The 998-nt window shown below is 72.6% G+C and carries 1 protein-coding gene; it reads left to right on the top strand.

Going from position 1 to position 998, the window contains the following annotated elements; genetic code table 11:
• The coding region (locus AC08ON_RS07090) for a YyaL domain-containing protein (protein WP_476616661.1) at nucleotides 1-864 on the top strand (864 nt) is incomplete at its 5' end.
• Nucleotides 865-998 lie beyond the last annotated feature (134 nt).

Below are 998 nucleotides of genomic sequence, written 5' to 3' on the forward strand. Positions count from 1 at the left end.
CCGGCGGACCCGGACGATCCGGCGAGGTTCGCGGCGGTCCGCGCGGCCCTGGCCGCGGCACGGGCGACCCGGCCGCAGCCGGCTCGCGACGACAAGGTGGTGGCCGCCTGGAACGGCTTGGCCATCGCGGCGCTGGCCGAGGCCGGCGCGTTGTTCGACGAGCCGGACTGGATGCGGGCCGCCGAACAGGCCGCCGTCCTGCTCCGGGACGTGCATCTCGTCGACGGACGCCTGCGCCGGACGAGCCGGGACGGGCTGGTTGGCGTGAACGCCGGGGTACTGGAGGACTACGGCGACGTCGCCGAGGGACTGCTCACCCTGCACCAGGTCACCGGCGATCCGGAGTGGCTCGCGCTCGCCGGGACGCTGCTGGACATCGTCCGTGATCGGTTCGCGGCCTCTGACGGGGGGTTCTTCGATACCGCGGACGACGCGGAGGTGCTGTTGCGCCGGCCGCGGGACGACTCGGACTCGGCGACCCCGTCGGGCCAGGCTGCTGTCGCCGGTGCCCTGGTCAGCTACGCGGCGTTGACCGGTTCCACCGAACACCGGCCGGCCGCCGAGACGACGGTGGCGCGCGTCGCTCCGTTGCTGGCCCGGGATGCCCGGTTCGCCGGTTGGGCCGGTGCGGTCGCCGAGGCGCTGCTGGCCGGGCCGGCCGAGGTCGCGGTCGTGGACAGCCCGGCGCTGGAACGGCTCGCCCGCCTCGGCACGGCGCCCGGTGCGGTCGTGGTGACCAGCGGACCGCTGACCGTCGGCCGGGAAACGGCTGGGGTGTACGTGTGCCGGGACTTCGTCTGTGAGCTGCCGGCCCGGACCGCAGCCGAGGTGCGCCGCCAACTCGGGGTGAAGGTGGCCAGCTGACCGTCCCCTCTTCTTTCACTGGTGATGCGGTAAGCATGTTGCACTGGTGATGCGGTAAGACTGGTGGTGCGGTAAGCATGTAATTGTCACGAGGGGTTCTTCGGATCCGCTCTGGAGCGCCAGATCGGGCCTTC

This window comes from Frankia sp. CoWAU3, from assembly GCF_977971855.1.